Origin of the sequence: Thermanaeromonas toyohensis ToBE, from assembly GCF_900176005.1 — a bacterium.
GTDB lineage: Bacteria > Bacillota > DSM-521 > Neomoorellales > Neomoorellaceae > Thermanaeromonas > Thermanaeromonas toyohensis.
On sequence record NZ_LT838272.1, the window covers coordinates 1700976 to 1727638 of the forward strand.

Annotated in this window: 23 protein-coding genes; 18 read left to right on the top strand and 5 right to left on the bottom strand. The window is 55.5% G+C overall.

Annotated features, from left to right (window positions below; all coding sequences use genetic code 11):
- Positions 1-32: 32 nt before the first annotated feature.
- From B9A14_RS08815 to B9A14_RS08860, 11 genes are all read left to right on the top strand, one after another.
- A complete protein-coding gene (locus B9A14_RS08815) occupies positions 33-2201 on the top strand; it encodes a PocR ligand-binding domain-containing protein (protein WP_157109888.1) in 2169 nt (722 codons plus the stop codon).
- Positions 2202-2282: 81 nt separating this feature from the next.
- Complete coding sequence (locus tag B9A14_RS08820; protein ID WP_084665346.1) at positions 2283-3158, top strand: GGDEF domain-containing protein; 876 nt, start codon at positions 2283-2285, stop codon at positions 3156-3158.
- Between the two features lie 399 nt (positions 3159-3557).
- Positions 3558-5174 (top strand): diguanylate cyclase domain-containing protein, encoded by a 1617-nt coding sequence (locus B9A14_RS08825; RefSeq protein WP_084665347.1) that lies wholly within the window; start codon positions 3558-3560, stop codon positions 5172-5174.
- A gap of 22 nt (positions 5175-5196) precedes the next feature.
- Complete coding sequence (locus B9A14_RS08830) at positions 5197-6162, top strand: GGDEF domain-containing protein (protein WP_231967666.1); 966 nt, start codon at positions 5197-5199, stop codon at positions 6160-6162.
- Between the two features lie 179 nt (positions 6163-6341).
- A complete protein-coding gene (locus B9A14_RS08835; RefSeq protein ID WP_084665349.1) occupies positions 6342-6635 on the top strand; it encodes a hypothetical protein in 294 nt (97 codons plus the stop codon).
- 122 nt (positions 6636-6757) lie between these two features.
- On the top strand, positions 6758-7720 hold the full coding sequence (locus B9A14_RS08840; protein WP_084665350.1) for an ADP-ribosylglycohydrolase family protein: 963 nt from the start codon (positions 6758-6760) through the stop codon (positions 7718-7720).
- A 94-nt stretch (positions 7721-7814) separates the two neighbouring features.
- On the top strand, positions 7815-7991 hold the full coding sequence (locus B9A14_RS17160) for a hypothetical protein (RefSeq protein ID WP_157109889.1): 177 nt from the start codon (positions 7815-7817) through the stop codon (positions 7989-7991).
- A 26-nt stretch (positions 7992-8017) separates the two neighbouring features.
- Positions 8018-8197 (top strand): hypothetical protein, encoded by a 180-nt coding sequence (locus tag B9A14_RS08845; RefSeq protein WP_084665351.1) that lies wholly within the window; start codon positions 8018-8020, stop codon positions 8195-8197.
- A 233-nt stretch (positions 8198-8430) separates the two neighbouring features.
- Entirely contained in the window at positions 8431-9090 is a 660-nt protein-coding gene (locus B9A14_RS08850; protein WP_084665352.1) for an IS607 family transposase, read from the top strand.
- 31 nt (positions 9091-9121) lie between these two features.
- Complete coding sequence (locus B9A14_RS08855; RefSeq protein ID WP_231967668.1) at positions 9122-10582, top strand: transposase; 1461 nt, start codon at positions 9122-9124, stop codon at positions 10580-10582.
- Between the two features lie 508 nt (positions 10583-11090).
- The gene (locus tag B9A14_RS08860) at positions 11091-12206 is read left to right on the top strand and encodes a radical SAM protein (RefSeq protein ID WP_084665354.1); all 1116 of its coding nucleotides are present in this window, start codon (positions 11091-11093) and stop codon (positions 12204-12206) included.
- A gap of 353 nt (positions 12207-12559) precedes the next feature.
- Here the strand turns inward: B9A14_RS08860 and B9A14_RS08865 are convergent, their stop codons facing one another.
- From B9A14_RS08865 to B9A14_RS08880, 3 genes are all read right to left on the bottom strand, one after another.
- Positions 12560-13390, bottom strand: a complete 831-nt coding sequence (locus B9A14_RS08865; protein WP_172839118.1) for a polysaccharide deacetylase family protein — start codon at positions 13388-13390, stop codon at positions 12560-12562.
- Positions 13391-13999: 609 nt separating this feature from the next.
- Positions 14000-14185, bottom strand: a complete 186-nt coding sequence (locus B9A14_RS08870) for a hypothetical protein (protein ID WP_084665356.1) — start codon at positions 14183-14185, stop codon at positions 14000-14002.
- A gap of 772 nt (positions 14186-14957) precedes the next feature.
- Positions 14958-15596 (bottom strand): PspA/IM30 family protein, encoded by a 639-nt coding sequence (locus tag B9A14_RS08880; protein WP_084665358.1) that lies wholly within the window; start codon positions 15594-15596, stop codon positions 14958-14960.
- A gap of 78 nt (positions 15597-15674) precedes the next feature.
- Between B9A14_RS08880 and B9A14_RS17980 the strand changes: the two genes are divergently transcribed.
- Positions 15675-15809 (top strand): hypothetical protein, encoded by a 135-nt coding sequence (locus tag B9A14_RS17980; protein WP_269456731.1) that lies wholly within the window; start codon positions 15675-15677, stop codon positions 15807-15809.
- An 80-nt stretch (positions 15810-15889) separates the two neighbouring features.
- Here the strand turns inward: B9A14_RS17980 and B9A14_RS18380 are convergent, their stop codons facing one another.
- On the bottom strand, positions 15890-16036 hold the full coding sequence (locus B9A14_RS18380; protein WP_487251165.1) for a hypothetical protein: 147 nt from the start codon (positions 16034-16036) through the stop codon (positions 15890-15892).
- 205 nt (positions 16037-16241) lie between these two features.
- Between B9A14_RS18380 and B9A14_RS08890 the strand changes: the two genes are divergently transcribed.
- The 6 genes from B9A14_RS08890 (at position 16242) to B9A14_RS08915 (ending at position 23603) form a co-directional block, all read left to right on the top strand.
- Entirely contained in the window at positions 16242-16736 is a 495-nt protein-coding gene (locus B9A14_RS08890; RefSeq protein ID WP_084665360.1) for a hypothetical protein, read from the top strand.
- Entirely contained in the window at positions 16703-16978 is a 276-nt protein-coding gene (locus tag B9A14_RS08895; RefSeq protein ID WP_084665361.1) for a retropepsin-like aspartic protease, read from the top strand. The genes B9A14_RS08890 and B9A14_RS08895 overlap by 34 nt, the downstream gene beginning before the upstream one ends.
- A 21-nt stretch (positions 16979-16999) precedes the next feature.
- Entirely contained in the window at positions 17000-18238 is a 1239-nt protein-coding gene (locus tag B9A14_RS08900) for an RNA-guided endonuclease InsQ/TnpB family protein (protein WP_084665362.1), read from the top strand.
- Between the two features lie 359 nt (positions 18239-18597).
- Positions 18598-18810 (top strand): hypothetical protein, encoded by a 213-nt coding sequence (locus tag B9A14_RS08905; RefSeq protein ID WP_084665363.1) that lies wholly within the window; start codon positions 18598-18600, stop codon positions 18808-18810.
- A 62-nt stretch (positions 18811-18872) separates the two neighbouring features.
- The gene (locus B9A14_RS08910; RefSeq protein WP_084665364.1) at positions 18873-19847 is read left to right on the top strand and encodes a hypothetical protein; all 975 of its coding nucleotides are present in this window, start codon (positions 18873-18875) and stop codon (positions 19845-19847) included.
- A gap of 51 nt (positions 19848-19898) precedes the next feature.
- Positions 19899-23603, top strand: a complete 3705-nt coding sequence (locus B9A14_RS08915) for a helix-turn-helix domain-containing protein (protein WP_084665365.1) — start codon at positions 19899-19901, stop codon at positions 23601-23603.
- On the opposite strand, the gene B9A14_RS08920 is transcribed toward B9A14_RS08915, so the two are convergent.
- Complete coding sequence (locus B9A14_RS08920; RefSeq protein ID WP_084665366.1) at positions 23512-26646, bottom strand: DNA polymerase III subunit alpha; 3135 nt, start codon at positions 26644-26646, stop codon at positions 23512-23514. The genes B9A14_RS08915 and B9A14_RS08920 overlap by 92 nt on opposite strands.
- Positions 26647-26663: the final 17 nt, after the last annotated feature.

Genomic DNA, 26663 nt, shown 5'->3' on the forward strand with positions numbered 1-26663 from the left:
AGCACTGCCAGCAGGAGGTATGCGGTTCCTTCATGGAAAGAGGGAAATTGATGCAATACTACGAAGCGCTGAAGCAGATCGGCTTACAAAGACTGCAAGACAGCATGAGCCACGCCCTGGGTCTCTCAGCTTCGGTCACCTACCCGGATGGACAACTCCTTACCCACACTTCCAACCTGTGCTCTTTCTGCGCCCTCCTCAATGCTAATCCGGAAGGAAGGGCCAGGTGTGCAGCTTCACGTGTAGTCTCTGCCAGGGCTGCCGTGGACGCGGGGAGGTTGGTCCTCCACACCTGCCATGCCGGGCTGGTGCACCTGGCAGTACCCCTTCGGGTGGCAGGAGAAACAGTAGCGGTACTGCTAGGCGGTAATGTATCGCTTAAGGTCCTCACAGAAGAGGAAGTGGCTGAGCTAGCCCGGCAAACAGGGATTGACCGTGAAGAGCTTTGGGCAGCGGCCCAAGGGGTACCCGTATGGTCCGAAGAGCAGCTCCGGACTGCGACCGAGATGATGCGGGCAGTAACGGAAACCGTGGCCCAGCTACTGTACGCTAGACAGGAACTTCAGAAAAAAGTAGACGAACTCACAGCCCTTTTTGAATTCAGCAAAACAGTTTCCAGTAGCCTTCAGGTGGCCGAAGCCGCCCGGAAGGCGCTCCGGGCGGTGCTGGAACTGACGGGTGCCACCAGCGGGTCGGTGGTGATGCTTAGCGAAGAGGAGTTAGGGGCGGCGGCTCCCGAAGTGGCGGCTACCATAGAGCCCTCGAGCGAGTTAAAGGTTGTTCCAGCAGGGGAAATAATAGCCGCCGTTGGGCGGGAAGCTATCGCCGCACACTTTGACAGCCGTCCCGGTGAGAGCACCCCCGAAGGAAGGCGGCCGGCAGTTGCGGTGCCGCTTACAGTTGGGGGTAAAGTAACTGGGGTACTCACCCTAGCGGGCAAGCCAGGGGGGCAGCGCTTCACCGAAGAAGAAGCTATCTTCCTGACCACCTTGGGTGCCGTTTTGGGGCTGGCGTTAGAAAATGCCCGGCTTTTCCGGAAAGTGCAGGAAAGGGCAGCGATGCTCGAACGGCTAATCGAAATAGGACAGGCGATAGCGGGCAGCTTGGACGTGGATATGATAATTGAAAGAGCCCTGGCGAGCCTGAAGGAACTCTTTGGGGCGCCGTGGTGCGCGCTGCGGCTCTACGAAGAAAGGGCCGGGGAGGTAGTGCTTAAGGCGGGCGAAGGGCTGAGAGAAGGGGTATGTTACGAAGTACGTCTCCGGCCGGCGGAGAAAGCCACCTGTCCATTGATCGACCGGGTGGTACGGACGAAAGAGCCCGCAGTGGTAGAAGACATAAGCGCAGCCGGTTTGGACTTGCCGTGCAGGGCTCAGGGGTTGCAGGTGGGAGCCATAGCCATGGTGCCTGTGCTCGCTGCCGGAAAGCTCCTGGGGACGCTGGCAGTTCATTCCTCGGTCCCGCGGCGCTGGAGTGACGAGGAAATTGGCTACTTAGTGACCATCGCAAGCCAGACCGGGCTGGCCCTGGAGAACGCCCGCCTTTACTCCTCGCTGCGAGAATACTACCTAACTACCGTGCGGTCCCTGGCGGCGGCCCTGGAGGCCAAGGACGTATACACGAGAGGGCACTCCGTCCGGGTAGCTAAATGGGCACGCTCCTGCGCCCGTATACTGGGACTTAGCGAGGAAGAAGAGGAACAGGTCTACCTGGCCGGGCTTTTGCACGACCTGGGCAAAATTGGTGTACAAGAAGACATCCTTCTCAAACCTGGCCCCCTCACTCCGGAAGAAAGAAAAGAGATGCAGGGGCACCCAGAAATAGGGGCGAGGATTTTAGAACCGGCCCGGTTCCCTGCGGAGGTCATTCTAGCCGTGCGGCACCATCATGAAGACTACGGGGGCGGGGGTTATCCGGCCGGCCTTCAGGGAGAGGAAATCCCCCTTCTCGCACGCATAATTCGTGTGGCCGATGCTTACGACGCCATGACCTCCGCCAGGCCTTACAGGCAGGCCTTTACCCCGGAGGAGGCGAGGGAGGAACTGAAGCGGTGTGCGGGCCGGCAATTTGACCCCCAGGTGGTGGAGGCATTTCTGCGAATACCGCAGGCGGAAATGGAAGATATTGCTATACCGGGGGGGGGGGGTACCCTAATGGCCCTGCTTGGCGAAATACTTTTCCTGCTTAGGCGGCCGCGCTGACTTACCCTCGAAAACAGACTTAAGTTTTTGGCGTACCCTGCCGAATTAGTCTGCTGCAGGAGGCTGCGAGGTCATCGGATAATGAGTGTAGAACGGGCTAAGGATTTGTCTGAGTTCTGTAAAATCGTGATATATCTTCTGTCCGCCCTGGGTATGGGAATTTGCCTTTACAGAGGGCGTAACCGGAAAGGACGCTGGCCTGAAAAACTGCTCTTTCTAGGGTTATTAACCATGGGTGTTGGTACTTTTTTAAATGCGTATTACATGAAACTTGGACTTTCCGAAAGCTGGGGAAAGGTTCTGGGCGACCTGGTACTGGTGAACGCCGGCACAGCGGTCACTGTAGTAGCCATGTACCTACTGACTATAAAATTCCACCTGGTAGCCCTGGCACTCAAGAGAGAAGCAGATACCGACCCTCTAACAGGTCTTTACAACCGCAGGACGTTCTTCCGGGAACTGGACCGCAGGTTAGAAAGAGGCGGGAGCTTTACAGTGGCCGTCCTGGACCTGGACAACATGAAGGAGATAAATGACACCTTTGGGCACCAAGTGGGGGACGCGGTTTTGGAAGCGGCCGGGAGGGCAATAAGGAAGAGCACGCGGGCGGAAGACATAGCCGCCCGGTACGGGGGAGACGAGTTTGCGGTTCTGTTTGCCGGGCGGGGCCCACGACCTGAAAAATTCAAGGCCAGGCTTAAAGAGAACCTGCTGGCAGAACTGCCTTATACTAGGGATATAAAAGTTGGCATTTCGGCCGGGCTGGCCTCCTACCCCGAAGATGGTAGGGACGCCCGTTCTCTTCTCCTGGCTGCTGACGCGCGCATGTACGCCGAAAAAGAAGGAAAGAAGCACTACCCGAATGCTTTTAGGCTCTTGGGGGAAAACAGCAACCCGCCGGAATGGGGAACAACCCGGAAAAGAGTTTTTACGGTTGTGGAGGGGAAAGGAAGTTAGTGTGGCGGAGGTAGCAGTTACCTGCTGGTGATGTTGACGCCGAGGTCACTCCGGTGCGCCTGAGGGGGAAGGGGATGGGTTTTCTTGGGCAAAAAAGAGTTCTTAGGTTTTGCTCTTGGTGGGGCTCTGGGCACAGGGATAGTCTGGCTGGTGTTTAAGGAAGGCCCTCTGTGGGCTCTGTCAGCCTCTGGGATATGGCTTTTGGGCTCCGCAATAATGTGGCTGTTGGTTAGAAAGAGAGGGTAGCTCAAGCCAGCGGACGTTTCGGGGTCCGCTGGCCCTTTTACGTGCAAAAAGGCTGTACAACTCAGCAAGGACATAACGGCAGTGACGGGGTCTGTTTCCAGAAAAAAAGAAAAATAATCCCAAAAAAGATGCGCGAAGGAGACGGTGGAGCGCATGAATCCAAGCCAGCAGAAAGAAGATCTGTACCACCTGGTGGACGCTCTACCGGAGGAGAAAACCGGGACGGCGAGGAGGCTTCTGGAACTCCTCCTGAGTGATAGCACCGGAATTCCGCCAGAAGGCTTAGTGGAGAGGCTTCATCTTCTCGAAAGAATCCTCGACTGCCTCCCGGATGCCACCCTTGCCGTTGACCGCGACGGAAGGGTGCTAGTGTGGAACCGGGCCATTGAGGAAATGACAGGCGTTAAAAAAGAAGAAATCCTGGGCAGGGGGGAATACGCCTACGCCGTCCCCTTTTACGGGACTCAGAGGCCCATCCTTGTGGATATTTTGCTCGGTAATGGTAAGGAATGGGAACAAGAATATGAAAAGGTGGAGAGGAAGGGCCAGATTCTTATTGGTGAAGGTTTTGCCCCGTGTGCCTATGGCGGAAAAGGGCTTCACTTCTGGACGCTTGTAGCCCCAATTCACGACGACAAGGGGAACCTTTTAGGTGCGGTACAGTGCATCCGCGATATTGGCGACCGCAAGAAGATGGAGGAGGAACTAAGGCGGTGGAGCACGCGGGATGCCCTCACCGGCCTTTACAACCGGGCCTTCTTCGAGGAAGAACTGCAGCGGCTGGAAAGGGGCCGCTCTTTTCCTGTAAGCCTCATTGTTTGCGATCTCGATGGCTTAAAAATAGTCAATGACATGCTGGGGCACGAGCGGGGCGACGAGCTTTTGCGTCGTGCGGCAAAGGTGGTCACAAGCTGTGTCCGGAGTTCTGATGTAGTGGCCCGGGTTGGTGGAGACGAGTTTGCCATAATCCTTCCCGAAACAGGGCGGAAGACGGCTGAAGAAGTGGCCAGGCGTATAATTGAAGCTGCAGAAAGGGATAGTGCGGAGCACCCAGACCTTCCTTTAAGCATCTCTGTGGGTGCAGCAACAGCGGAAGATAATTCCCGGCCCCTCCGTGAAGTCTACAAAGAGGCAGACGATGCGATGTATATGAACAAGCTGGCCAGTGGGAGAGACCCGCGGGCGGCGGTAATCCGCGCCTTTAAAGCAGCCCTGGCGGAGAAGGACTTCCACAACACGGAACGCATGAAAGAGGTTGCCTGCCTGCTGGGAGAAGCGGTGGGGCTTACGCGCGAAGAGATAGATAACCTCAGGCTTTTGGTGGACGTACATGATATCGGGAAGCTCGCAATACCGGACAATATCCTGTTAAAGCCGGGTCCTCTTACAGAAGAAGAGTGGGAAGAAGTCCAGCGGCATCCTGAGGTGGGGTACCGCATTGCCCTCTCTTCCGGGGAGCTGGCTAGAGTAGCTCCTTATATTCTCCAGCACCACGAGCGTTGGGATGGGCAGGGTTACCCCCAGGGCTTGCAGGGAGAGCAGATTCACCTTTTGAGCCGCATCCTGGCTATAGCCGACGCCTATGATGCCATGACGACGGACAAGCCCTACCGCCCTGCCGTGACGCATGAGGAAGCTCTTGAGGAACTGAAGAGGTGCGCAGGGAGCCAGTTTGACCCCCATCTGGTGGAGGTTTTAGTGGGTTTGCTGACGGAGCGACAGCGTACGCGCATAACGGACAGGGATAAGAATTCTAATTCCGGCGGATAAGCATTAGAAAAAGGCTTGAAGAGTGTTACGGGCGACCGGCCCGGAGACCTCAGAAGAGGACGTACCGTTGTGTGTGTTCGGATTACAAGTGCTTCCGTGTGAGCATAGGTCAGGCTGTGTGGCAGCTACGCTTAACCCAAATATCCGGGAAATTAAACGCCTGGGTGCACATAATGAGGAGGTGCGGGTCAAATTGGCTTCAGAAACCTTTTATACAGCTTACAAGAATTACCTGGAACGGTACGTCTGCGAGGGTGGTACGGAAGCAGTACTGCTGGAAGCTTACCGGGCCCTAGCCGACAGTTTGGGTGAGAACCAGGTGCAGGCAGCAAATATTTTAGATGTACATACCAGGGCCTTCCGGGAAGTAATGGGCGTCAGGCGGGACAGCGATTCCATCCAGTGGATATATATCGAACGTGCTACGGAGTTCCTGGCCCAAATGCTGGTAGTCGTTGATGCGTTTTTCTTGCAGCTCAAAGACCGGCTGGAACACGACGGGCTTACAGGGCTGTATAGCAGGTTTGCTTTGTACCCTGTGTTAGGCTCTCTGCTCAAGGAGGCACGGAGAAAGGGAAAACCTCTAGTAGTGGCCATGCTGGACCTGGACGACTTTAAAGCTATCAACGACCAGTTTGGTCACCAGGCGGGCGATGAAGTGTTACGTGCCGCGGCTGGTATCATTAAAAAAGGAGTGAGAACTACTGACAAGGTAATCCGGTACGGTGGAGAAGAGTTTGTCATCATATTTCCCGATACCGATATGAATAACGCTTATACTGCGTTAGAGCGGATAAGGTCTCAAATAGAAGCGCACCGCTTTTTACCCGATGCCAATGTACGTCTGACTGTGAGTATAGGCGCCATCGAATTCAGCGGCAAAGGGGCTCCTTCGGCGAACGACCTCATAGCCAGGGCTGACGAAGCCATGTACAGGGCGAAAAGGGAAGGGAAAAATAGGGTGGTATGCGAAAAGTCTAAATATTAATCAGTAAAGAGACTGATGGACGGAACCATTTTTATTTCATCGGCATCATTGTCAAGCGTCCGTATTAACCGGGGCGGGTGTCTGGAAAAGAAAACTGGGGCAATCTGCCATAGCCGGAGGTGTCCGCACTGTCTTCCGGCAGCAAGACTATAGTGTGGTACCTTACGGGGGGCGCTTGGGTGCTCTATACCCGCGATGCGGCGGTAGCGGAGGCCGCGAACAAGGTCGGCCTGCTGAGGATGGCTGAGTACTACAACCTGAGAGAAGAGGGGAAGCTGGTCGGCTGGCAGTTCGTGGGGCCGAGGGAGAAAGTCTTGACCGTAGCCGGGGGCACTGCACTTCCCCGCGTTGGAGAAGACGAAGATGGACCCGGGGTAGTGGAAGCAGGCAAAGTGACTGATGGCATGACGCGCAAGCAGCGCAGGGAAGAGGGCGAAGACGGCGGCGAACCAGAGCAGCTCCGGCTGTTTTGAGCCAGCAAAACGGCTCTAAGAATAGCTAGCTGTAATTCCTTCTCCAGCACGAATCTTTTTAGCCGGTCATTTTTGGTACTCGTTTTCGCGTGTGGGTACCTGAGATAAGGAGGGCTAACTGCATGCCTTTTCAGCCCGGTTCCCGTGATAGAGTCATTGGTGCCTTTTTGGGAACATTTGTAGGAGATGCCTTAGGCATGCCCGTTGAGGGCTGGACTGCTGAAGAAATTTGTGCACATTACGGCGAAGTGCGGGAAATGCTCCCGGGCCGGCTGAGGGCGGGGACGTATACCGATGATACGGAAATGATGATCGGCCTTGCCGAGTCGCTTCTCCGCTGCCAGGGTATCGATGGGGACGACTTAGCCCGGACTTTCTGCCGTAACTTCAATACTAGACGCGGGTATGGTCCTGGGACAGCGGCTGTACTTGATTTGATCAGTCAAGGCAAACCGTGGGAAGAAGCTTCGCAGATGGTTTTTCCGGGCGGGTCTTACGGGAACGGCGCGGCTATGCGGGTGGCGCCCGTAGCCTGTTTTTATGCCCGGGAGCCAGCTCAACTGAGACGGGCAGCCATTGTTTCTGCCCGGGTGACCCATGCTCACCCTCTAGCGATGGAAGGTGCGGCGCTTCAGGCTTATGCGATATCGTTGAGCTTGAGTTCCACGGGTCCCATAGATGCTTTCAAGTTCGTGGAGAAATTAAGGGATTTTTTGTCTCCGGAGGGGGAGGAATACAGGAAAAAGCTTGGTTGTGTGGAGGAACTGCTCCGGTCGACACCATCCCGCGATGAGGTTATCGCCCGGCTGGGCAACGATTCTCGGGCCACCCACTCCGTTTGCACCGCCATATACGCTTTTCTACGGCATCTGGAAAGTTTTGAGGAAGCCCTGGTATACGCGGTAAACCTGGGCGGCGATACAGACACCATCGGAGCGATGACCGGAGCCATCAGCGGCGCCTATCACGGCAAGGACGGAATTCCACCGAGATGGTTAGACAAGTTAGAAAACGGGTCCAAAGGCAGACGTTACGTGGAAGAACTCGCGGCGGAATTGTGGAAGGTTGTGTATCTGGCTGGATAAGAAAAAGTAAGAAAAAGGAAGAACATCCCGATACCGGCCCGGGTTGGCCGAAAGAGTGCAAAGTAGAATCGAGGTCTTCCGGAGGCGGAAGCACATGGCGGTCGTCCGGAAAATAATGTATAAAGCGAACGGCTGGTGGAACTCCGGGTGCCGCAAAGGGCTGATGCTCCTAGTTCGGTACTTCAACAAAATGTGCGAGCAGCGCCGGGGTCATCCCGATTTTGAACCTGTGGGCCTGTCGAGCCCGGGTTGGGCTAGCCGGAAGCGGTAGGCACTTGGGGAAGGCTGGGATGGGGAATGAAGGAGTTTCAGAGCAGGCGTGGCCCAGTCCGGGAGCAGCCTGAAGAGCATGCAGGGGAAGGCCGCACGTTTGGAGACAGACCCGGCCGGCTGGTCGAAGAAAGGGACAGATGGCTGGTGGAACAAATGCGACAGGCGCTCGAAAAGAAAAAGAAGCGTTGGTGGAAGTTCTGGTAGGGGTGGGTACAATATCTCCTGGAGGGAAACTCATCTAATGGACGGCTAAGAGTAGCAGTCAAGCTCAGAAGGGGGAAGTAGTAATTACCACTGATTTGGTCAAGTTACCATGGGGAAGCTCAGCTTTACGGATAAGAGGAGGGTCCTTTATCCTCCCGCAGGGTTGCCAGCAGTTTACGGGTTAAGTAGACAAAGATAGACAGAAAGTAATGTTGGCGGTTATAATATAGCTTATGGAGAAACTTTACTCCTTACACGAGGCAAGCAGGATTCTGGGGGTATGCACGAAAACGTTACAGCGCTGGGACAAAGCGGGTAAGATAAAGGTGGTCAGGACACCTGGTGGCAGGAGGAGAATTCCCGAGTCGGAGGTGAGAAGACTAACTGGGGACACGGAATTGCGCACTTCGCCCTCCCGGGTGTTAGTTATCTACGCCCGCGTGTCGTCCCATGAGCAGAAGGCGAAGGGTGACCTGGACAGGCAGGTAGAGCGGGTAAGGTCCAAATTCGACCTGAGACTGTTTGATGAGATAAAAGTAATAACTGACGTGTCGTCGGGACTGAACGACAGGCGGAAGGGCCTGATGAGGGTGATGGACCTGGCCAGGGAAGGCAAGATTACCGATGTAGCCGTCAGCTACCGGGACAGGCTGACCCGGTTCGGGTTTAACTACCTCAGGGCGTATTTTGAGAGCCACGGCGTAAAGGTGCATGTAGTAAGCGGCGAAGAAGACAGGAAGACAGCCCGACAGGAACTGGTAGAGGACCTGCTAAGTATCGTCACCAGCTTTGCGGGCAGGCTTTACGGCACAAGGAGCAAGAGGAAGGAGGAAGTAATTCAAAGGGTGAGGGAGGTGATTTCATCTGCTGGCGACATACCAGACGCGGATTGAAGACCAGGGCGCTTATCCCTACTTTGAGGCCATGGGGGAACTCTTCGGCCGTTTAGAGAGGAAGCTCTACGTAGATACACACATAAGAAAAGTATCTGTTTCGGAGCTGAAGAAGCGGTATACGCGGAAGTACGGCATTACTGCCCGCCAGTTCAACTCCATATACAACAGCCTCTCCGGGAAATTGAAATCGGTACAGGAGAGCCTGCGCTACTTAGAGCGCGACCTGCTGGGGCGCATAGAGTCCGTCGAGCGGGCCATAAAGAGGAAGGAGAGGGAGCGCGAAAGCATTCTGAAATCCCTGGAGAAGCTGGAACCCCGGACGGAAAAGTGGCAGAAAAAGATTGACAGGCTGAAGAAGGTGAAATTCACTCTCCACCAGAAGAAGCGGCGGCTGAGGAACCTGCGGCAGAGGCTGGAGAACCTGCGGAGAGACATAGAAGAAGGGATAATCCGCCTCTGCTTTGGCTCGCGAAAGCTCTTCAAAGCCCAGCACAACCTGGGAGCCAACGGCTACCGGGACCACGGCGAATGGCTCAAAGCTTGGCGGCAGGCGAGGTCGGGCAGTTTTCTGGTGGTGGGGTCAAAGGATGAGACGTGCGGCAACCAGACCTGCACCTATACGAAGCGCAACACCCTGCGCATCCGGGTAGCGGATCAATTTGAGGGGCGGTTTGGGAAGTACATTGTGCTGAAGGGCGTTGCCTTCCCCTACGGCCAGGAGCACCTGGACAAAGCGAAGGAGCCCGTGCGGTTAAAGAAGGGAAAGAAGGAATACAGGGCCATAATTTACCGCTTTATGCGGCGCAAGGGCTACTGGTACCTACATGCCACTGTGGAGAGGGACGACCCGGCTCCGGCGACCAGCCCGTGGAACGGTGCGGTGGGCATCGACCTGAACGACGGCTTCCTCCAGGTGGGCGACGTTGACCGCTTTGGGAACCCGGTGCGTGAGTTTAGACTCCCTGTCCCGATGAGGGACAGGAGCAGGGGGCAGGTGGCCGCTGCTCTGGGTGAGGCGGTGAAGAAGGCGGTGCTGTATGCGAAGGCGCAGGGTAAGCCGGTGGCGATAGAAAATCTCGACTTTGCGGCGAAGAAGCGCGCGTTAAGGGAGCTTGCTCCCCGGCAGCGGCGGGTGCTCTCGGGTCTTCTCTACAAGAAGTTCCGCTCGATGGTCGAGCCGTGTGCGGCCCGTGAGGGCGTGGGAATATTGAAGCCCGATGGCAAGAACGTTGACCCCTTTGCCACCTCGGTTATTGGACAGTTAAAGTTCATGGCCCGGTATGGGCTGAGCCCGCACGGTGCGGCGGCGTGCGTGATAGCGCGGCGGGGTCTGGGGTTTGGCCTGGAGAGGGCGGGGAGGGCGCCTGCTTTAAGGCTTCCCGAGAGGAAGAGGACGGCGAGGAGGAGCTACTGGCAGCGGGTCTGTACCGTTCTGAAGAGAATAGACTACAGGGACCGTATAGGTCTCTTATATGCCGGCGGCTTTTAGCCGGTCGGTTCCTGCACCGGTGCGGGTGGGGTGAGGGCAGCGGCAACGCCTCCCGGGGACCCGTGAGGATGCCCGGGACCACGTACCACTCCCCTATGGGCCGCGCTTGCGCCGGTGCAAGGTCACGGGCGGCCCCTAACAGGGGCAGGAGGGCGGGAGGGGATAGACCCTCCTATCCTTTCAGGCACCGGTGGAGGGCTGTGCCTTGGGCACAGTCTGATGAGGCACGGCCCTGGATGTGATTGGGTACGATGAAGTCCGCCACGGTTTTACCTGGGCGGCACTGATGCTCCGGCTCTCCTTCCGGGGTGGGAGTCCCCGGCGCCAACTGTGGGGAACGCCGTTCGCCCCGCGTCGGTCGGAGAAAGCAGGCGTCGGCCTTGAGATGTGGCGAGCGCTTAACGAAACTCCGGCCGGAGGTTGAGCTGATCGCCTCGGGTGCGGCAGGCATGCGTACTTCTGGGTACGTATGTCTACGTGCGTAGGGACGGTAAGGAGTCGCAACGAAATGCGCAGAAAAAAATGGGTAGAGTGCCGACACTGTAATTCAGGGCGCCCGGCAGCCCGGGTTCTGGGGTACCTTTGTGGCGGATGTCTGAAGCAAAAATTCCGCCTGGCGGAAGAAGTTGCAGAAGCTGCCCACAGGCGCAGTCGTATCTTCCCTCCTTTCTCACCTCCACGTACCCCGAGAGGGGTTATCTGCGTCTTTTGCGGCAACCGGTGCCAGTTAGGTGAAGGTGAAGATGGTTTCTGCCGCCTGCGTTATTGTAGCGACGGCAAGCTTGTTTCTAGGGCCGGGACTGCTCGAATCGGTCTAGGGAGTTTTTATTTCGATCCCCTTCCCACCAATTGCGTAGCTGAATGGGTTTGCCCGGGGGGTACTGGTGCAGGCTACCCTAAGTACGCCTACCGGCCGGGACCCGAAGTGGGCTACCAAAATTTAGCTGTATTTTTAGGAGCGTGTTCTTTCGATTGCCTTTACTGCCAAAATAGCACCTACCGCGAAATGGCTAAGAAGGGAGAGCCCCTCCTAACCGTAGAGGATCTTGTAAACTCCCTGGACGAAAGGACAGCTTGCATTTGTTTTTTTGGCGGCGATCCATCACCCCAGATGCCTTTCACCCTGGCGGTAGCCCGCCGGGCTCTCAAGAAGGCGGAGGGTAGGATAATGCGCGTCTGCTGGGAAACCAACGGCAACCTGCACCCTCGCTACCTCGAACCCATGGTGGAACTGGCCCTGGCTTCGGGCGGAGTGATCAAGTTTGATATTAAGGCTTGGGATGACGACCTCCACCGCTTTCTCACAGGCGTAAGCAACCAGCAGACTCTGGCTAATTTTCGGTATCTTTCCCGGTACTTTGACCAGCGCCCTGACCCTCCCCTCTTGGTGGCCAGCACCCTCCTGGTACCGGGCTACGTAGGTAAGCGAGTGGTTGCCGGTATAGCCCGTTTCTTAGCCGACCTCAACCCTTCTATTCCTTACACTCTGCTGGCCTTTGCTCCCTGCCATCTTTTGGACGATCTGCCTTTGGTAACCCGGGAAGAGGCAGAAGAATGCTATCATGTGGCCCGGGAGGCAGGCCTCACTCGGGTTCGCCTGGCTAACCTCCACCTGCTTCGCTAGCCAGCTTTGGCTTTTGTGACATGTTAGAACAGAGCTCCCGCAGGGTCCAAACTGAGTTGCACCCCATGGCTGAATATGAAGGCCGGACCTTCAGCGGCCGGTTTTTCGGTAAAGTTTCTTCACTTTTTCGACTGAGTTCCAGGGCTTTTTCTACCCCCGCTCCCTAAAGTCCTCAGTCTTTACCCCTTTTTCTTTACTTATCCTTTCTTAAGCGTTCGCTCGAGGCCTCCCTGTTTGGAGTCAACTTTTGTTGTAGAACTTTTTCCTACCGCTTCTGCCCGTGCCTTTCCGTAGGTCTTACCGTCCTGTACTCCCAGATCATTCCCCTGTTTGTATCCTTGCCTTTGACCCTTTTACTGCCCCTGGCGACGAGTATTCTGAGATTTGCGGGTTTCTGCAGTTTGGGTGTCCCCGGTTACCGCTGTTGCCCGTCGGAGAAGTAAGTCAAGCTCGGCAGCGGTAACTCTGGGCGACCCCACATTAATGCGCGGCAAATTCAAAGGATTGCTCTGACGTGTAATTACCCCATAGTGGGTAGTAAATATAAGCTTAAAGCCCAAACGGGCTGCTATGTCCCGCGCTTTGCTGCAAGCTCGGCCGTAAGGCCAGGCTAGCGCATAGGCGGGGCGGGCCAGATTACTTTCTAAATCCCGTTTAGCTGCTGTAAGATCTTGAAAAACCCGCTTCTCGAAGTCCTGTTCTGTCTCCTCCTCTAAGGGGCCTTCCAAGAAGGGACGCCGCACGCCGTCTTTTCCCCGCCCGAAATGGTGCTGGTTATAAGTGTGTGACTGGATGGCTATCCCGTGAGCATTCATTTCTCTGGCTTCCGGCCAACCGAAGTAGCGCAAGCCATTTATCGTTTTTCCCATGTAAGCCCCAATTACAAACACTACTGCGGGCATCCCACGGTGCCTTAACTCAGGGAAAGCTACCTCGTAAACACTGCTGTAACCGTCATCTATCGTTATGAGCACAGCATTAGGCGGAAGGGGACGTCCCTCAAAAAACCCAGCGAGATCCTCCAGGCCGATAACCCGGTACCCTTTGTTCGTCAAAAGCTCCAAGTGGCTAGCTAAACGCTCGCGGGAAATGGTGATATCGCTCTCTGGCGAAGCAAAGTGGTGGTATATTAAGACCACTACCTTGTCCCGATAAAGGACCGGATGTTCTGCGGTATTTGTCACTTGTCTACGAGATTCCGTGCCCTCAGGGGGTCCAATAGGAACAACATCTTGATCTCCGGCCGGAATGGAATGTGCTGGGTGGCTTCGGTCATGAGCTGTTGGGCGTTCTCCGCTAGGGTGGCGGTTGGTTAATACTTGATATTGTGCTGTTAACACCATAGAAACTATGACACAGAATATTAAGACGACATAATGCCTTTTCATCCTGGTTTCTCTATTCCCCCTCAGGTTAGATTCCTTTCCATGTAATAAACTGAAGCCTTCGAATTCTGCGTGTTGGTGAGCTTCCTGCCGGTGACAGCGGCTATCGCTACACAAACTGAAAGGTTAAACCGGGTCAATCGTAACCCATCGAATGGTGACCCGGTTTTAGAAACGAGGAAAGGAGGGGGTAGATGGGTCCGGCGTGTGCGCCAAATTATTGAGCCGGTTTTTCGGTGGCCGAAAGAGTCAGCATTACTTCCCTTGGTGACGCAGGAGGCACGCCAGAAGTGAACCTCCGCTAGGATGATGGGGGCGAAGGTTCATAGCCTGTATGCCATATCCTAGCCAGTCCAGAGTGCGTTGTACCGGGCACAGAAAGAACATGTTCAAAAGAAGGACTGGCCCTTACTTTAGGATCCCTATTTCCCTCTGGAGTTCGGTGTTGACCCAGATCCCTTCGAAACCCGAAGGGTCAGGGTCGGATACTGCTACGTAAATCCACTTCCCCCTTACTTCGGTTACGACGCCATCGAAACCCTGATCCTCCCCATCCCTGCGGATAAACACCCGTTTACCTTGGAGCCATTCCATTGTTTCTACCTCCCTTCAGAATTCATAGCGGAGAACCTGCGCTCAGGTAACATTCGAAGAGTGGCTCGTTTAGAATTGCGCTCTTGCATTCGGGAGCTCCTGCCTGGACACTTCGGAAGTCACGCCAAGCGTATCATTGGTAGATATTACTTCTGCCCCTTAACAGCCGGGATAAAAACATGATCCCTATGGCCAATAAAAGGAAGAGAATTATCCAGGTCAAGAACCGCGGAGCATAATAGTGGTAGCCCCACGGTGTGTAATAATAGTCGGGAGTAAAAAAGAGGTGATAATACCAGGGCAAGCTCCAGTAGTAATTGTGATAATAGTAGGGCGGATGTGGCGGCGAGCCATATACACGCACCTGGGGTTTCTCAGGATATTTGTCATTTGTTCCGGCCGTTGAGCGGTTCCAGGTCCCTGTATAAGAGGGCTGACTGGTAGTGAAGGAGGTCCTGGGGCTGCTGAAACTTTTACGGCCGGTGGTATAGTCCTGCTGTAGGCTAGGCGGGCTGCTCGGCCGGGGCGTAACAAAAGACCTGCCACCAGAGCTACCTTTAAAACTGGCAGAGCCGGACGAGGGGGCAGGAGCGACACGGCTAAAATTGGTAGAGAAGCTGCGGCCCCCTCCGAAGCTGGAGAAGCTCCTGCCCCCAGAGAAACCACCACCTTTAGCCCAAACCGGCGCCGGCCAGAGGGAAAGGATTAATATTACACAGGTAAGCACCGCCAGTATTCGCTTTGTGCGATGCATATCTTTGCGGAACATATTTTATTCCCTCTTTCCAGTTTCCACGTTAACAGTTTGCATTTTAAGGCGACCTAGTTCATCCTCGATGGCCTGGTTTGAGGGTATCTGCCTGGTAGCTAGGAATTTCGCTGCCTCGGCTTCGGCTGCAGCCTGAAGCCACTTGTCTTCCAGGAAATCCAGAACCGTGCCTTCTAGGGCTTCAGCCGCTTCTTTTACGGCTTGGGCGGCTTGGATGTGTCCCAAAAGTCGCTCCTTCTCCGCCTGGAGCCTGTTGAACTTTTCTTCCAGGATGCGGTAGGTTTCCCTCATCTCTTGGAGCATTTTTTGCTGTGCCGCCAGCCTAGATTCATATTCTACCAAATTTCTTTCGGCTAAGTACTTATGTTCTAGGGCTATCCTAGCCATGTCGTCCCGGCCTCTAGTTATCGCTGCCTTGGCTTGCTTGCTCCACGAATCAACTTCTGTGCGGCAGGCTTCTAGTTTCTGCCGCAGGCGCAATTCCTCGGCCACTGCCTCGTTTATCCTTAAGTTAAGTATTTTTAGCTTTTCTGCGGCTTTTTTCAGGTAGAGGTCTATTACTTCCTTCGGTTCCTCTTCCTGAGGTGCTGGAACTTGGAGCCCTTTCCGCAGTAGGCTTTTGAGTTTTTTGAACCATTCCATACAGCATTGACCCCTTCTCTCTTAGGGACCTGTCGGTGGCGCAGTCTAAACCTAAAAAAGCCATACCCGGACTGGGAAGTGCCTGTGGGCCACTCGTCAGGAGATGCTGGTGCCTATGAGGTAGCTGAAGGCTACAGAAAAAGCCGCAGACATGAAGCCCACGGCTACGTTGCCCTGGACGAACCTCCTCTTCGCATCCAGGTGGGGGGGTAAGCCGTTCGGAGACAAGGTATATCAGCATTGGCAAGGCCAGCCCTACCATACCCGAAAAGATAACATCGAAGGCTTTGTTGTTAGTGGTTATGGCAAAACGCATATATTAGCCACCCCAAATACCTTTCACCAAGCGCCAGGGCAGTACCTAGGTTACCTTTAGCAACTTCTTCCCAATCGTTGTATTTAGCTAGCCTGGTAAACAGGAATAAGGTTAAGGGAATTATTAAGGAGCAGACAACAAGGCAAATTACGGCAGATACCAGCCGGGTCAATAGGCCGGGCAATTTTATCCTCTCCCATCTTTGTAAATCTCTGACTGCATCAGCCTGCTCGATTCTATTATACCTTGACCAGGCAAGGTAGAGAGTTATAGGCCAACGGTCGACTGGATGGTATAATGAGATTAGAAGCGATACTGGGGGCGTAAGTATGGGCTTGACGTACGTCACGGTAAAGATCAGTACGCTTAGCGAGAAAACAGACACGGGACAAGTTGAGAGCTACGAAGACAACTTCCTGGTGGACACTGGCGCTACTGACACTGTAGCTCCCTCCGATAAGCTCCGGGAAGCGGGGATTAAACCCGTTGGTAGAATGGTTTTTGAATTGACTGACGGTCGCTTAGAGGAGTATGAGTACGGGCTTGCGCGGATAGAGTTTATGGGGGAGATTACGGCCGGGAGGGTAGTATTTGGTCCTCCTGGGTGCGAGCCGCTGCTTGGAGTGACGGCTCTGGAGTCCGTGGGGATTTTGGTGGACCCCGTTAATAAGACCCTGAAACGTCTACCTGCAATTCCTCTTAAGGGGATCAAAGCTTTTCGACCCAGTAGGAGCTGCTGTAAAATAACCTTATACAATGGCAACCAACAGGAAACGGGAGTGGTCACCGGATGGGGCTTGTTTACATTGAGGGGAAGGCGATAGGTCCGACTGGAATAAGTCGGGAAGTCCGGTTTCTCGTCAACAGCGGGGCAACCCATTCACTACTCCCGCCGGACGTCTGGCAGGCCATTCAGCTTGAACCCAAGCGCAGGGCGACCTTCGTTCTCGCTGATGGGACCAGTATTGATAGGAACATATCAGAATGTTACAGAGCCGCCGCGGGAAGGCCCTACCCCTTTAGGGGTAGGGATGAAAGCGGCGGATGTGGAGGAATAAAGCTGTAAAACTCGAAAGGCGACGTGGACATGACTAAGGCAGAAAAGATAAAGAACACCATTCGTGAGACAAAGGAACGGCGGAAAACTTTAGTTCCCACTGTGTGCCAGCTCAAGCTCCAGAACCTGTCCAGGAAAAAGGAAGAACTGTTAAAGCGGGCCTTCTTGGAAGCCAAATGGCTGTACAACTGGTTGGTAGCAGATTTGGGAAGGCTTGATTTGCCGACCAATGAGGTAAACGAAGTAGAAGTCAAGGTGGGAGAAGTTTTTGAGAAGAGGGAGCTCAACGTCCTCGGTTCCCAGGTCAAGCAGGAGATAGCCGACCGGCTAAAGGACAACCTGCGGGCACTGGCACGGCTGAAGGAAAGCGGCCATAGGGTGGGGAGGCTTAAATTCAAGAAGTTCGTAAACTCAATCCCTTTAAAGCAGTACGGCGTGACTTACAGTCTGGATTTTGGCCGGAACAGGGTGAGGATACAGAAGCTGGGGGATTTTCGCGTCTTGGGGCTCCACCAGATACCTTCCGATGGGGAAATAGCGAATGCGGTGCTGGTGTGGAAGCCGAGCGGGTACTACGTTCACGTGACCTGCTACCTTCCGGAGGAGTACTTCTGCTATCCCTACAAGCTGGGCAGGGCTGTGGGGGTGGACTCCGGTGTCAACCCCAAATTAACGCTGTCCAATGGGATAAGGATAGACTTCGAGGTGAGCGAGACGCCCAGGCTGAAGAAGCTCCAGAAGAGGCTTGCGAGGGCGGAGAAGGGCTCCAGGAACAGGGAGAAGATCCGGCGTCTTTTGAGAAGGGAATATGAAAAGCTGAACAACAGGCGGAGGGACGCGCAGAACAAGGTCCTGGCCTTTCTCAGGCTGTACGGTGTGGTGGTGTTCCAGGAGGACTGCGTGAAGGGGTGGGAAGCGCTCTTTGGCCGGCAGGTTCACTCTTCGGGGATAGGGGGACTGATGACGAGGTTGAGAGACAGCCTTGCGACCCCTGTTTCTGTGGGGAGGTTCGAACCCACCAGTCAGGAGTGCTTTGCCTGCGGGAAGAGGCACCGGCTTTCTCTGTCTGACAGGACGATTGAGTGTGATTGTGGGTGGAAGTGCGACAGGAACCTGAATGCTGCTCTAGTTATTTTGAGGAAGGGGCTTGGCCTGGGCCCTGACCGGGCCGTAGGGCTGGACCGGCCCGAACTGACGCCCCTGGAGAGGAAGGCCGCTGCGCGGATACTGGGGAGCAATCCCTATATCCGCGTAAGCTTTCTTCTGTGAAAGGGGAAGCCCTACACCTTCAGGTGTAGGGAGGAGGTCACCCGGACCCTGCAACCTATGAAGATGATGCTGGTTTAAGAAAGCCCTATGAAGGCGGTGCTTTCTGTTGTTCCGAGACGTTAAGGCAAGGTTGTACCTGATGGAAAATTTAACATGAACCGAAGTTTCTGGGGGAAAACCAGTATGCCCCGAATGGGAAAAATCATGCACAAGGGGAGCGCGTGGTGGAAGCACGGGCGCCGGAAGGGCCTGACTCTAATTGCTCAGTACTTTAACAGAATGAGAGAAGGGCGGCGAAATCGCTCTGATTTTGAGCCCCTGGACCTTTCGCGGCCCGACTGGTCGAGGCGGAAAAGATGATGGCCGAAAACCTTGGTACAGGAGAAACTGTGCAGCGAATGGTAGGTCCGCCTGGAAAATTTAGCGTGTCAGAACCTGGCCGGTGGCCTGAAGGAGGACTACGCGGGTCTGGCAGTGCGCCCGACCGCCTGGCAGAGGAAAGGGGCAGGTGGGTGGTGGAACAAATGCGACTGGGGTTCCAGAAGAAGAAACCGCGGTGGAAATCCTGGTAGCGATAGGTTACAATGTTAGCTGAGAAGAAAGTCTTACGGCCAGCAAGAAAGGAGAGAACTCTTTGCTTACTTACGGGCTTTTTGATGGCGTGGCGCGGCGTGACCACCTGGTGGTTGCTGCCGTCTTGGGGCTCGATGACTATAAGGAAATCTATGGGAAGGGCACTGAAGATTACCTGGACTACCTTATCGAATTAGAAGATGCTCTTTTAACGGTTGATCCGCCTGCGAAGGTAGTAAGGGTGCCCTTCCATAGAGAAATGTACAGGAAATGGCTTGAAGGCTCCTCCTGGCGGGATGGTCCTGAAGCGCGTTCTGCCTGGGCGCTTGAGGTGGTCCAGAATGCGGAGTTATTCGAGCGGCTACGTGCAGAGCGGCCGGTGCTGCCGCGGGCTCCGGAAGAGGAAAGGGAAGTAATTGAGACCCTGTACCTCCCCTGCCCTTTGGTATGCGAAGAAGAGGCGGATGTTCAGAGGTTGGCGCACCAGCTGGACCCCGAGGTGCTGGCGAAATTTCACGGTTCTATTCTGAAACACATGCCTGCGGTGCCTCCGTACAGAAAATTGTCTAAACTGCGAGCCCAGGGCGTGGCATTAATGTTAGGTGATCGTCTGATTGAACCCATAAATGCTTATGAGGTGGAGGATCACTTTGATTCGGCCTTTCTAGGGGACATCAGTACGGCTATAGTGAAAGTTCCTCGGCATTTCCGCATTAAGCCTCCGGAGCTGGAAATAGAGGTTTATCCGGTGCTAGTCGCAGTGTTATTGCCGGTTGTGCTGCGTGGTGCAGAAGAAGACGTTGAGTTTCTGGGGGAATGGCTTGAAGGAGAGTTCGGGCCGGAAAGCGTCCTTGTTAAGGAAGCGAGGGAATTTCTGAGGGCGGCAGGTTGGCATGGAGAGAAGGCGGGTCCGCCCGGGCCCATTCTTACCGCTAGACAGGTGCCGCATTATCTGGAGGCACTGTTTGAGGATGAAGAGGAAGAGCCGCCGGACGACCCGGGTAGGCGCGGGAGAACGCTTAAACGTGTAAAATAGACCTCCGGAAGCCCGTAGAGGCCGGATTGTGCTGGAGGTTGTGGTCACATAATGAGCGGTGCGGAAGAGGGTTTGAAAAGGAAGCCTACCGGGAGGCGCGGAAGGCCCGACGCAGAATACCTGGAAGGTATACGCAGGCTTGCCGAAATGTTGGGTGGCCGGAAGCCGAAGGCAGAGGACTTTTACAGCCCTTTGGCTATCAAAGCCGGTGCACCGTCGATTGGGACCATTTACGCCAGATTTGGGGGCCTTGAAAAGGCGTTGGAACTTGCTGGAGTGGCAGAACTGCCCCCGGTGCGGGCCCAAGAAATAGAGGAAAGGGAGAAAAGGTTTCAGGAAGCTTTGCGGCGGTTTGAGGGCAGGCTGTACGCCTTTTTTGATGAGCTGGCAGGTTTGGGGGTAAACAGCCGCCGTTTGGCCAACGAGCTGAAGAGGCGTGGCGTTGTGGTTTTGCGCCGGCTCAATATTCCGTATCTGGAAGAAGCCCTGGCTGTGTACTATGGAAATGATGCTGAAAGCAAAAGAGAAATGCGGGAAGTCATGGGGGAGAAGGCCTATGAAATGTTTGCGAGGTTTGCGCGCGGTGAGGTGCTCGGGTGCGTCGCACGCGATTTGGGGTACGGCAGCCGTACCGGGGCGGTTTCCCTGCTGAGGCGGAAATTCCGGCGGATGTTCCAGAAGGAGGACGGTAAGAAGAGCGAGCGGAATTACTTACTCGCTAGGCGGGACGGCAGCGGCCGGGCGCTGATAAGAATGTTGCGGCGCCAACGGGGGATGTCCCAGGTGGACCTGGCCCGCTGTGCCGGTGTCACAGCATTTACGGTGAACCGTGCGGAGCGCGGCGGCCGTGTGTCACCTCAGACTGCAGAAAAGCTAGTGCAGGCCCTTGGGGTTTCTCTTGAGGAGTGCTTCTGCCCTGCTGGCAGCGATGCATGTGAAGTAATTGCAAGCGCTAAAGGGGCGGCATGCGAGACTACAGTAAACTCAGATACCTATGAAGCAGAGGGACGACAACGGAGCAGGAGAGGCGAGGGGGAGCAGACGCGCCAGGATGAGGATATTGAAGATGTTCTGCGCAAGTTCGAAGGTCGGGCATATGTGTTTCTCGACGAACTCAGTGGACTAGGAGCAAGCACAGAGCATGTTAAAACTGAGCTTGAGCAGCGGGGGATCATTGTTTTGCGTCGGCTCAAAATCCCGTACCTGGAAGAAGCCCTTAGAGTGTATTATGGAGATGGCACAGCAGGCCGGGAGCGGATGCGAAAGTTCATGGGTGACGAGGCTTACGAGATGTTTGCATCCCTGGCTCATGGAGAGCCGTTAACTCAAATTGCCCGCAGGTTTGGCTACAAGAAGGGCGGCGTGCTGTACAGTATAGTAGGTAAGAGGCTGCAATGGTTTTTCGAAGGAAGGCGTGCTCAGAGGCAGGAGTATGTTGCCCGGCCAGATGAAGGTGGGGGCACAGCGATTCTAGCATTAAGACACCATAAGAAGATGTCGCAGGCCGAACTGGCGGAAAAAGCAGGACTATCGCTGGACGCGGTGCACCGCGCGGAGAGAGGCTTGCCTGTCACGGGCAGCACTGCGGAGCGGCTCGCTGAGGCTTTAGGGGCTTCTCTCCAGGACTGCTTCTATTCACTCCGCAGCAACACGTCCAACGTGGGTTATACCAGAGCACAGCTAATGCAGGGCATAGATAAAGACGACGTTGGCTGGGGTTTCGGACAGCCTGGAAGGTATAAGAGGAGAAAGGAGCGTCGCCTAACTGACGAGGAATGCCTTGAGAGCATACGGAGGCTGGCCAGACTCTTGGGGAATCGCCGGCCACGGTCAAGGGACTTCAACAGCGACCTGGCGAGAGAGGCACGGGCGCCATGTTTTGCAACGATTCTGAAGCGATTTGGCACTCTGGCCCGGGCGCTGGAACTGGCAGGGGTAGCCGACCTTCCGGTGGGGAATTGTCGGGTTGTAATGCACAGGAAGAGCCTCGAGCTAGAGCAGGCAATTCAGGGATTGGCTTCCAAACCCTATGTGTTTGCAGACGAGCTGCGCAAATACGGGAGGAAGCAAAAATTAGTGAAAGAAGAACTGCGCAAGCGTGGAATAGCTGTGTTGCAGCGCATTAATGTACCTGCCATAGAGCGTATTCTTAATTTATTCTTCGGGAGTGAAGCTCAAGGACTTACCCGTAATGAAATGCGGCAGATCATGGGCGAGCGGGCGTACGAATGGTTTTCAAGGTACGCTGCGGGGGATTCCCCCAAAAAGATCGCGCTCAGCGCCGGGTGCTCCCGGCAGTGGGTGCATGATACCATAAGGCGCGGCTTAAAGCGCCTGCTTCTACGGTTACGACAGTCGGAAAACCTATCAGGAGCCAGCAAGGCATTTAAGGCCAGCACTGGAGGTGAAAATAATATGAATATGGATGGCCTTGAGAGCATGAACATTCGCAGCGGAGTGGCAGGGCAGGGCGCGCCTGCACTCCACATAGTGGAAGAATGGGACAACTATCCGGTGAAGGGCCACTTGTGGGCAATAGGAGCCGGTGCGGGCGGGTGGTTTTTCTACCGCGGGCCGAGAAACGGGCTGCAGCTAGAAAGGCCGGAAACAGGTGTCGGGCAGTGGGAGTGGCGTTCGAGCGAAGAAGAGGCACGAATCGCCCGCGAGGAAGGTTTGAGAACGCTGAAAACCGTCGGCAACCGGCGACTGGTGCCCGGAATTGGCCGCGCTGCCATCGCTTACAACGTTCTTCGCGGTACCAATAGCCTGGCCCTTAGCATTGCTGTACCGCATGCCGGTGTCCTGGAACTGGTGCTCTTGCAGAGTGGCCCCGGGTTAAGAGATGCTCACCTGAGCCATGAGTACCTTCAAGAACTGGCCGACAGGTCTGGCTTAGAGTTGGACAGTGTCTATTCGGATCTGGCGGCGGCAGTAGTAGAAGCTGTGGAAGAAAGCGGCTTCCCGCTACCCGGTGTGCTGGAATGGGAAAGGTCAGAAGACGGAGTAAGGTGGAAGGGAGATTTTGCGGGTTACTTGGGTCCGCAAGGTGCTTTGCTGGAGTTTGCAGGGCCCCTGACCAGTGTGCTTACCCTGGAAGAAGTGGCACGCTTGTGGAGGGTGCCAGCGCGGAGAGTGGCCAAGGTACTGGGGCGTGGAGAGTTTCCCGGCGGCTTCAGAAGATCCGGAGGCACATGGCTGCTCGAGTGGGATGCCGTATGGGAGGTTTTTGGCCCGCCGTTAGGGCGGAAACGTAAAGACAGCGGTGCGTACTTTAGAGTGCAGGTTGGAAGCATGGAGCTGGAGTATAAGGGGGCAGAAGAAGTCATCAGAGGTATTGCCGGGCCTGTCGTAGAAAAGGTGCTTAAAAGTGTTGCCAGCGCGGTAGGGGCCGGAAATCCTGTACAGAGCGTGCCACAGACCGCGGAGGAAGCGCGGCTTAGCGAGATCGAAGCGGTGCGGTGCGTTGCGGACCGGAAGGAATTCAGGGGTCACAGTGCTGCTTTGATTGCGCTGTATTTTATCGGGACGCCTGCCTCCCCTTCCCAGATTTTTGAGTGGATCACGGCAGCGGGGTTTCAGTGCACGATGCCCTCGGTTTATTCTTATTTGACTACCCTTAAGGGTAGGGAACTTGTCAAGAAGACCACGTCAGGGCGATATATGCTTACTGCCCGTGGCCGTGCGGAAGCTGCAGAGCTGATTCAGGATGCGGTGCGGCTGGCGCGTATTCTAAAGGGGAAAGCTCCTGCGCAATAAAGGAAGTGTTTCCTCTCCTGTGCTGCACTGTGCCCACTACCTTTAGGGGGCCCAGTTCTGGCCCAAAAAGGAACTGGCCGTACTTATTATAGACGTCTTCAAACACTGTGACGTCCAGCAGCCCTGTTTCGTCTTCCAGCGAAAAGAACACAACTATTTTGCCGCTCCTGGTGGGTGGCCGGTGCGGCCTTACGGGCAGCCCGGCCACCTTTGCGCACCTTCCGTCCGGTAACTTCTTCGCCTGGTCGGCAGTCAGATACCCCTCCTTTGCCAGTTTGTCCCTGAAAAAGCTCATGAAGTGGGCATCCGCGCTCATCCCCAGTATTTCATACTCCAAAAGGCACTTTTCTGCCGCGGTAAAGTCCTTTATGCCTGTGGGCGGCCCCAGTTCCAGGGCGGGCTGTATGGGGGACGCGGAAACCACTTCCGGCACCCAGGCCAGCAGGGCCTTCCTGTTGGGGTGGAGGGGATCGAAGGCCCCGCAGAGGATGAGGTTTTCCAGGGTGTCTCTCTCGGTCTGCGTCCTGACATAGAAGTCCCGTAGCGAGCAGAAAGGACCCTTCCGGCGCGCTTCCAGAATTCTGGCCAGCGTATTCTGCCTCATCCCCTTTACCCGGCTCAAGGGGATGCGGATGGCCGCACCCCCCTCCACGGTGAACCTGTCCGTGCTTGCGTTCACGTCCACCGGGAGGAACTTTATCCCCCTGGTGCGGGCCTCATTGGCTAGGGTTGCCGGAGAGTAGTATCCCATCGGCTGGCAGTTCAACAGTGCCGCAAAGAAATAGGCGGGATAGTGGGCGGACAGGTAGGCCGTCCAGTAGGCGGTGGTAGCGAAGGCCGCCGCATGGGCTTCGCAGAAGCCGTAGGAGGCGTATCCCTCCAGGCAGGAAAAGATATCCCGGGCGGTCTTTTCGTCGATGCCCTTTGCTACGGCCCGCCGCACGAATTCTTCCCCTATCTCCCGCATCTCTCTGAGCGAGCGCGCGTGGGTCATGAGCCTGCGCAGGCGGTCCGCCTCTCCGGGAGTGAACCCTGCAACCTCACTTGCGATGGCTATGACCTGCTCCTGGAAGAGCACCACGCCGTAGGTCTTCTCCAGAATGGGCTTAAGGGACGGGTGCAGGTAGGAGATCGGCTCCAATCCCCGGCGCCGGGCAATAAAAGGCTCCACCATGTTTCCTTTTATGGGTCCGGGACGTATGAGCGCCAGGCTGGCCACCACGTCCTCTATATTTTCGGCTTTAAGCCTGGCCTGCAGAGCCCTTTGCGCCGGGCTCTCCAACTGAAACACTCCTACCGTTTGAGCGTTGTTGAGCAACCGGTAGGTTTCAGCGTCATCCAGGGGTATGCCTTCGTAGCGGAAGCCCGGATTTACTCTGGAAATACCCCCGGCAGCCTCTTCCAGAACGCTGAGAGCCTTCAGAGAAAGGAGGTCGAGCTTGACCAGGCCCAGCTCTTCAACGTCATTGCGGTCAAACTGGCAGATTTTTATCCCCTTAGCGGCCACCTGCAAGGGGGAAATCTCTACCACCGGGGGGCCGGTGACCACCAGGCCGCCGAGGTGGGTGCCCAGGTGGCGGGGAAAGCCCGCGATGCGGCCGCAGAACCCGAAAAGGCGGCGGTATTTCTCTTCTTTCCAGGGGCCGCAACGGAGTTCAGGGAAGCGCTCCAGAGCGTCAAAAATCTGGTCTGCTGGTATGTGGGGCATGCTTTTGGCTAGACTGTCTATTTCTTCCTCGGAATATCCGAACACCTTACCGAGGTCCCTTACTGCGGACCGGGCCTGGTAGGTCACATACGTAGCGACTGCTGCTACGTGGTCTTCTCCGTATTTCTTATACACATAGGCGGCGATAAGGTCCCTGTAGCGGGAATCAAAGTCGATATCAATGTCGGGCTTTTCAGCGCGTTCCAGGCTCATGAAGCGCTCAAACACGAGGTGCCGGCTGATGGGGTCGACTTCCGTGAGCCCCAGGGAGTAGGCCACGGCGCTGGCCCCGGCAGAGCCGCGCCCCGCACACCGTATGCCCCGGGCACGGGCATAATTGACTATATCCCAGGTGATGAGGAAGTAGTCGGCGAAGCCCAGGCGTGATATGACGTTCAGCTCTTTTTCCAGCCTTTCTTCGACCCCCGGAGTGATGCGGCCGTAGCGTTCTGCGGCTCCCTTGTAGACCAGCTCCCGGAGAAATGCGTTGGCGCTCTGGCCGGGCGGTAAAGGAAACCTGGGGGAGAAATTTTGCCTCTCGTCGAGAGGAGGCTGGCACATTTCAACTATGCGGATAGTGTTGTGCAGGGCCTGGGGGCAGAAAGCAAAGATGCGCGCCATTTCTGCCGGTGACTTCAAGTAGTTTTCGTCGTTCAGAGGTCTTTCCGGGTGAACATCCTCCAGCTTTATGCCCAGGCGGACGCAGGTGAGGACGTCGTGTACGGGAAAGTCCTTTCTGCAAGTATAGTGCACGTTATTTGTTGCCACGACGGGTATATTTAGAGCCTCCCCCAGTTTAACCAACGCCTGGTTTAAAGCTTTATTCCCAGGTAGAAGAGTATCCTGGAGTTCTAGATAAAAGTTGCTGCCCCAAAGGGCTTTATAGCGCTGGGCTGCCTCTTTTGCCCTGGCATATTGCCTCCGCAGTATGAGAGAGGGTATTTCTCCCCTGCGGCAACCGGACAAAGCTATCAGACCCTGAGTATGCTCCTCCAGGTCGGCCCAAGAACACTGTGGGTTACCCCTGGGGTTTGATAGATGCGCGCGCGTAAGGAGGCGGCAAAGGTTGGCGTAGCCACGGAAACCGATAGCCAATAGGGTGAGATGATACCCACCTTCGAGGGTCACTTCTGCCCCCAGAATGGGCTTGATACCTGCCTCTTTTGCAGCGCGGTAAAACCGTACGGCGCCAGAAACATTGAAATGGTCCGTGAGGGCTATGGCCGGCATTTCCAGTTCTGCGGCCTTTTTAACCAGCTCCTCCGGGGAAGCCGACCCGTCGAGGAAGGAAAAATATGAATGGACGTGGAGGTGAGCGAAGGCGGGTGCTTGCATGCTTTCAGGTTCCCTCC